This window comes from Gammaproteobacteria bacterium (assembly GCA_036381015.1).
GTDB lineage: Bacteria > Pseudomonadota > Gammaproteobacteria > Steroidobacterales > Rariloculaceae > ZC4RG20.
Genome location: DASVDR010000044.1, coordinates 20,092 through 27,579 on the forward strand (window position 1 = coordinate 20,092; position 7,488 = coordinate 27,579).

Annotated in this window: 3 protein-coding genes; 2 read left to right on the forward strand and 1 reads right to left on the reverse strand. The window is 68.5% G+C overall.

The features are described from left to right. Positions 1 to 185 precede the first annotated feature (185 nt). Both VF329_14655 and VF329_14660 read left to right on the forward strand, forming a co-directional pair. The gene (locus tag VF329_14655; protein ID HEX7082245.1) at positions 186 to 2,288 is read left to right on the forward strand and encodes a sensor domain-containing phosphodiesterase; all 2,103 of its coding nucleotides are present in this window, start codon (positions 186 to 188) and stop codon (positions 2,286 to 2,288) included. Between the two features lie 266 nt (positions 2,289 to 2,554). Then, on the forward strand, positions 2,555 to 4,801 hold the full coding sequence (locus VF329_14660; protein HEX7082246.1) for a LysM peptidoglycan-binding domain-containing protein: 2,247 nt from the start codon (positions 2,555 to 2,557) through the stop codon (positions 4,799 to 4,801). Between the two features lie 102 nt (positions 4,802 to 4,903). On the opposite strand, the gene parC is transcribed toward VF329_14660, so the two are convergent. Continuing rightward, entirely contained in the window at positions 4,904 to 7,165 is a 2,262-nt protein-coding gene (gene parC, locus VF329_14665; protein ID HEX7082247.1) for a DNA topoisomerase IV subunit A, read from the reverse strand. Between the last annotated feature and the right edge of the window lie 323 nt (positions 7,166 to 7,488).

Genomic DNA, 7,488 nt, shown 5'->3' on the forward strand with positions numbered 1-7,488 from the left:
GGCTGGCCACTCGGCCTGACAGACGGCTGTTGCGGCCAATCCTTACGCGCCGAAGCCGGAGCAGCGTGACGCTCGTCACGGTTTGCGGAATCGCCAGCGCTTAGGCTGATGACGCTGCGACGCTGCCATCCGCATCCTGCAAAAACAATCAATTGCGCTTAACCGGTACCGGCCGGGGAGTATCGTTGGACGACCGCCAGAGCATCTCGATCGCCGTTCTCACCAGCAGCCAGGATGACGTCGAGCTCGTGAACCGAACGCTCCGCGATGCCGGGCACGCCGCCCATTGCCATTGGGTTCCCGACCCGAACGGACTGGACGAAACGCTCGAGGCGCAGGCGGTCGAGCTCATCATCGTCAACCGCAACCGCTACGCGGATACGATCCGCCAGGTCGTCGAGCAGAAGGAAGCCTTCGTGCCGGAGGTGCCGGTGATCGCGGTCGCCGACGCGGCGGACGAAGCCGGGATCCAGGATGCCATGCGGCAGGGCGCCTGCGATCTCGTCTCCATCGGCAACCGCACGCGCCTGCAGGCCGTGGTCACGCGCGAGCTGCGCGCGTTCCGCGTCGAGCGGGCTCTCAACTCGACCTTGAGCTCGGCTTCGGAATACCGCCGCCAGCTGCACGACTACATGCAGGGCTCCACGACCGCGATTGCGTATGCCCAGGAAGGCATCGTCACCGACCTGAACAACGCCTGGCTCGACCTGTTCGGCATCGCGGCGAAGCAGGATACGGTCGGGCTGCCGCTGATGGACATGTTCGCCCCCGAAAGCCACGCCGCGGTGAAAGGCGCGCTCATCGCCACGGTGAAAGGCAAGTGGCAGCGCGGCGAGAAGCTGGAGGCGAAAGCGCGCCTGCGCAACAGCGAGATCACCGTGCTCGAGATGGAGCTCCAGCTCGTGGATTTCGAGGACGGCCCGCACGTGCAGGTCCGCATCGTACCGCCGGCGCCGAAAGAGGAGGAGGAGCCGACCCGGCTGGTGCACGAAGCGCTGAAGCGCGATCCGACCACCCTCTTCTTCCACCGCAACCAATTTCTCGAAAAGGCTGCCAAGCGATTGGATGGTAAGCCTAAATCCGGCCTGCACGTGCTCGCGTGGATCCAGCCGGACCGCTTTTCGGAGCTGAAGAAGAGCGTCGGCATCATCGCCACCGAAGAGGTGCTCTCCCTGTTCGCCGAGGAAGTGCGCAAGCGCATGAACCCGCGCGACATCGCCGGCCGCTTCGAAGGCACGGCCATCCTCGCGCTGCTCGAGCGCGGCAACGAGCGCGATGCGGAAGTCTGGGCCAGGCATCTCGTCGATCACGTGCGGGAGCTCGACTTCTCCGTGGCCGGACACACGGTGAACCTGACGTGCACGGTCGGCCTGTGCGCGGTGAGCGGCGTCTATTCGAGCATGGAGGAGCTGGTCTCCGCCGTGGCCGAAGCGCACGCGAACGGCCGGAAGGGCGGCGGCGACTGCGTGTTCCTCACCGAATCGACGGACATCGACACCCGGATGCGCAAGTACGATGAGATCTGGGTGCGCTGCATCAAGACGGCCCTGATGGAGAACCGCTTCCGGCTCGCCCAGCTCCCCATTGCCGGCCTGCGCAGCGACACGCTGCAGATGTACGACATGCTGGTCCGCATGCTCGACGAGCAGGGCAATGCCGTCCTGCCCTCTGACTTCCTGCCGGCTGCCGAGCGCAACAACCTGATGAAGACGATCGATCGCTGGATGATCACCGCGTCGCTCGACTTCTGCCAGGAAGGCCAGGCGGACCAGGTATTCGTGCGCCTCTCGCAACAGTCCTTGCGCGACGGCACGCTGTTCGAGTGGCTGAAGAAGGAGCTCGAGAAGCGCCGCATGCCGCCCGCGAAGCTCTGCGTGCAGTACCCGGAGCAGGATGCCGCCAAGCAGATCAAGACGGCGAAACAGCTCGTGGAGCAGCTCCGCTCGGTCGGCGTCGCCTTCGCGCTCGAGCATTTCGGCATCGAAAAGAGCCGCTTCCAGATCCTCGATATCCTGAAGCCCGATTACATCAAGATCGACGGCGAGCTCATGCACTCGCTGACCAGCGACACGCGCATGCAGGAGCACGTCCGCCACGTGACCGAGTTGGCCGAGGCCCGCAAGATCCTCACCATCGCGGAGCGCGTCGAGAACGCCAACGCGATGGCCGTGCTGTTCCAGCTCGGCGTCCACTTCATGCAGGGTCACTACGTGCACGAGCCCGAGGTCGTGCTGCAGGAACCGCCGAGCGTCTCGCAGACCACTCTCGACGCCATCGGCAGCTCCTGACTCCCCCACTCCCCGCAGGCGCGCGCATCGCGCGCGACCGGGCGGAGGCAAAGACGGCCGCCGGGCCGCGGGGCCCGCGTGTGATCCGGTTCACAGTTTCGCGCCGCACCGTGCCGGGCGCGCCCTCGCGTTCGTGAAATCTGCAAACCGGTTCGTTTCAGTTCGCGGAATCCACTCCTAAGCTGTGTCGATTCGCCAGTTTGGCTGCGAGCGGAGACCCCGGCGTGAGTGCGAGACTCGGAAACGGCAGGAGCAGGAAAAAGACGGTGGGGAGCAAAGTCAGGACGATCGTCATCCAAAGCCCGAAGCTCGTGGTTCCGGCGCTCGCGGCGCTCGGCATCGGGGCACCGGCCGGGGCGCTCGAGCTCGGCCCGGTGCGCATGGACTCCACGCTCGGGCAGCCGCTGCGCGCAAGCATCGCCTTCGTGCTGCGGCCGCACGAACTGATCGCGGCACACTGCATCCGCGTGGCGACCGGCACCTCGGCGGGCGGCCTGCCCTCCCCGGGTCCCACGTGGGTGAGCGTGCACGACGGCGCGATCCACCTGGTCAGCGAGCACCCGGTCGCCGATCCGCTGGTCGGGCTCGAGCTCACGGTCGACTGCCCCTACGCCGCGCACCTCTCGCGGCAATACGTCGTCCTGATCGACCCGCCGCGCGCCGCCGCACCCGAGGCGCCTGAGCAGCGGGTCGCGAGCGCGGCCGAGGAAGACACGGCCGCGCCGGCGCGCCGGGCCTCGCCCGAGTCGCTGCCTGTCGCTCCGGCCGCCTCGCCCGCGCGTGCTTCGCGGGCGTCGCAACCGGCCATCGCCGCGAGCACGAGTTATCGCGTGCGCCCCGGCGACACGCTGTCCGGCATCGCAGAGCGGCTTTCGGGACGCCGCCTCGGACTCTGGCCAACCGTGGACCGGCTGCTCGCCGCGAACCCGCAAGCCTTCGTCGCCGGCGACCCGAACCGCCTGCGTGCGGGCGAGCTGCTGCGCATCCCGGACGACGTCTACGCCGATGCGCCCGCAGCGGCCAGGTCCGACCTGAACGCGCCCGCGCTCGCCGACGCCGTCCCTGCGAGCGCGCCCGCCAGCACCGGCTACAACGGCTACGCGGCGGCGGACGCGGCCGAACTTCCCACAGTCGCTCCGGTCGAGCGCGCCGAAGTGCTGTTCCGCGACGCGCTGCCGGTACCGGTTGCCGCTGCGGAGGCCGAAGAGCCGACGGCGGCGAGCACGCCGGCGGTCGAAGCGGAAGCGGGGCCGCGGCCGGGCGACGTGCTCGTCGACGCGCAAGGCCTGTTCGTCACTCCGGTGGACGGCGGAATGGCCGCACCGCAGCCGGCCGCCCGCGGCTCTGCCGCACCGGCAGCCGCGCCGGCGACACGCATGGCCCCCCTCGTGCGCGCCGAGGGCGGCGCCGAGGGCGGCGCGTGGTCATGGCTGATCGGCCTCGGCGGCAGCGGCGTCGCGCTGATCCTCGGCCTGCTGCTGTTCGGCCGCGTGCGCCGGCAACCGGGCCGTGACCCGGTGTTCGACGTCCCGGAGCGGGACGCCGGGCAGGACGCACGCGACGTCGATGGCGGACAGGACGCGGCGCAGATGCCGGTCGACTTCCGGTTCGATGACGCGGACGCCCACGCACGCATCGTCCGCGTCGACGCCGACCTCGACGACGGCAGGGGCTTTCAGGAAAGCGGCGATCTCGTGGTCGCGCAGGATTTCGGATTTGCCGATTCGGGAAGCCTCGAGCTCGGGCTCGACCTCGACTTCTCGCAGGAAGCGCCCGCGGCAGCGCCCGCTCGCCGCGCGCGTGAAGGCGAGGTGATCGTCGAGCGGGAGGTTCCGCCCGGCGACCAGGCCACCAGCGAATACGATCTCTCGATGGTCGTCGATGCGACGCGGCAGCCGATCGGCGATGGCGAAGATACGGAGAAAGACCTGCAGGCGATCCAGCTGGACGCGGCGGACAGCGAGCCGGAGGAAGATCCGTTCACGCTGAGCCACGAGGTGGATTACAGGATCCTGGAGCAGGATTACGAGGACGAGCTGACCGCCACCCAGGCGCTGGCCCTGGAGCTCTCGAGCGCGGCGCGCGATCTCGTCGAGCAGCTCTACGAGCCCGGCGAAACCGGATTGCACGAGCTGCCGACGGTCGAGATGCCTGCCGCCGGCACGGAACCGACCGTGGACATGCCGGCGGCCGGCAGCGAAGCGACCGCCGAGATGCCCACGCCCGGCAGCGAAGAGACCGCCGAGATGCCCACGCCCGGCAGCGAAGCGACCACAGAGATGCCCGCAACCGGCACCGGCGCCACGGCGGAGATGCCCGGCAGCGCAGCCGGCGTCGAGACGGAGGCCGGCGGGGACACTACGGAAATGCTGCCCTCCGCCGCGCTCGCGGACGGCGACGATACCGGCGTCGACGAGGCCCTCGCGGTGGTACCCGACGCCGGCAACGATGCCGACCTGGACCTCGCGATCGAATCCGCGACCATCGACACGAAGAAGCTCAAGGTCTCCTGACCCCGCAGCGCGCGACCAAACGAAGCCCCCCGTAGGAGCGCGGACTGCGCGCGATCCCGGTGGTAATCGCGGCTTCCGTTTGATCGCGCGCTATGCGCGCTCCTACGGGACGGCGGTGAGGCGCTCGACCTTGCGCCAGCCTTTCGGCAACAGCGCCCCGCGCAGGCCGCGCTCGCCATAATACGGATCGGTGTCGTCCCACTTGAGGGTCATGGCGCGCGTGGCCGTGTGCACCTGGAGCCCTGCTCCTTCCGGCACGACGGCGATCGCGACGAGCGACTCCTCGCCCGCGCTGTACTTGCGGCCCGGTATGCCGATGAGCCGGTTGCCGCGGCCTTTGGCGAGCTCGGGAAGCTCTTCCAGCTCGAACAGGAGCAGCCGGCCGATGGAGCTCACGGCGGCGATCAGGCATTCGATGTCCTCGGGGATGGCCGCCGGGACCACCACGCGTCCGCCCTGCGGCACGCGCAGCACCGCCTTGCCCGACTTGTTCCTCGATGCAAGCTCGCCGAGCTTCGCGACGAAGCCGTAGCCGGCGTCGCTCGCGAGCACGACTTTCGAATCCGGCTCGCCGATCATGGCGCCGCAGAACTCGGCGCCGTCCGGCGGGTTGAAACGGCCGGAGAGCGGCTCGCCCTGCCCGCGCGCCGACGGCAGCGTGTGCGCGCCGACGCTGTACACGCGGCCGGTGCTGTCGATGAACATCGCGAGCTGGTTGCTGCGGCCGTGTGCCGCCGCGAGGAACTCGTCGCCCGCCTTGTAGCTCAGGCTCAGCGGATCGACCTCGTGGCCCTTCGCCGCGCGCGCCCAGCCGCGTTTCGAGAGCACGACGGTGACGGGCTCGCTCGCGACCAGCTCCGTCTCGCTGATCGCCTGCGCGGCCTCGCGCTCGACGAGCAGTGTGCGGCGCGCGTCGCCGTAAGCCTCGGCATCCTCTAGGATCTCCTGCTTGATGAGCGCTTTGAGCCTGGCCGCGCTCTTCAGCGTCTTCTCGATGAAGTCGCGCTCGTCGCCGAGCTCCTGCTGCTCGCCGCGGATCTTCATTTCCTCGAGCTTCGCGAGGTGGCGCAGGCGCAGGTTGAGGATGGCCTCGGCCTGAGTGTCGGAAAGCCGGAATTTCTTCATCAGGACGGGCTTCGGCTCGTCCTCCCTGCGGATGATCGCGATCACCTCGTCGATGTTCAGGTAGGCGATGAGCAGGCCGTCCAGCACGTGCAGCCGGTCGGTGACGATCTGCAGGCGGTGCTGCAGGCGGCGCCTGACGGTGTCCTTGCGGAACTCCAGCCATTCGTTCAACAGCTCGACGAGGTTGAACGTCCGCGGCCGGCCGTCGCGGCCGACGACGTTCATGTTGACGCGCACGGTGCGCTCGAGCGAAGTCGTCGAGAACAGGTGCGACATGAGCTGGTCGACGTCCACGCGGGAGGACTTCGGCGTGATCACGAGCCGGATCGGGTCCTCGTGGTCCGACTCGTCGCGGAGGTCCTCGACCAGCGGCAGCTTCTTCGCGCGCATCTGGGCGGCGATCTGCTCGAGCACCTTGCTGCCGGATATCTGGTACGGCAGCGAGTTGATCACGATGTCGCCGTTCTCCTTCTTGTACGTGGCGCGCAGGCGCAGCGTGCCGTTGCCGGTCTTGTAGAGCTCGCGGATTTCGCTCTTCGGCGTGATCAGCTCGCCGCCGGTGGGAAAATCCGGCCCCTTTACGTGCTTCATGAGCTGGGCGATCGTCGCGTTCGGATCGTCGATCAGGTGCACGAGCGCGCTCGCGACCTCGCGCAGGTTGTGCGGCGGGATATCCGTCGACAGGCCGACCGCGATCCCGGTCGTGCCGTTCAGCAGCACGTTCGGCAGCCGCGCCGGCAGCACCAGCGGCTCCTCGAGGGTGCCGTCGAAGTTCGGCACCCAGTCTACCGTGCCCTGCGCGAGCTCCTGGAGCAGGCTCTTCGCGTACGGCATCAGGCGCGACTCGGTGTAGCGCATCGCCGCGAACGACTTCGGATCGTCGGTCGAGCCGAAGTTGCCCTGCCCGTCGATCAGCGGATAACGGTACGAGAACGGCTGCGCCATCAGCACCATCGCGTCGTAACACGCGGTGTCGCCGTGCGGATGGAACTTGCCGATCACGTCGCCGACCGTGCGCGCCGACTTCTTGAACTTCGCGCCCGCGGACAAGCCGAGCTCGCTCATCGCGTACACGATACGGCGCTGCACCGGCTTCAGCCCGTCGCCGATCTGCGGCAGCGCGCGATCGAGGATCACGTACATCGAATAATCGAGGTACGCCTTCTCCGTGTAGTCCTTGAGGGCGAGCTGCTCGACGCCCTCGAGGTTCAACTGGTTCTGCATCTCATTTCCGGCCATAACTCTATCCGTCCAGCCCGCTCGGATTTCCCGGCACCGCTAACCTGCCTGGATCGCCCGGCACCGCCAACCCGGTCGCGCGCGATGCGCGCTCCTACAGGGCGACCTGGATCGCCCGGTAACGCCAACCCGGTCGCGCGCGATTGAACGCAGGCACATACAACAAACGAAGGCACGTTCTCACGTAGCATCGTCCACGCACGGCACCAGCGGCTAAAAGGCGGAGCCGCGGCCGGGGGAGTCCCTCTCGGCGGCGTGCGAGGCAGGGATGCCGAGCCCGCAGGCCCACAGGGACGTGCTCGTGGCCGGCGCCGAGAGGGAGC

Bases quoted from the DNA above. Each gene is read 5' to 3' on its own strand.
- parC (HEX7082247.1), bottom strand. From the start codon at position 7,165: ATGGCCGGAAATGAGATGCAGAACCAGTTGAACCTCGAGGGCGTCGAG.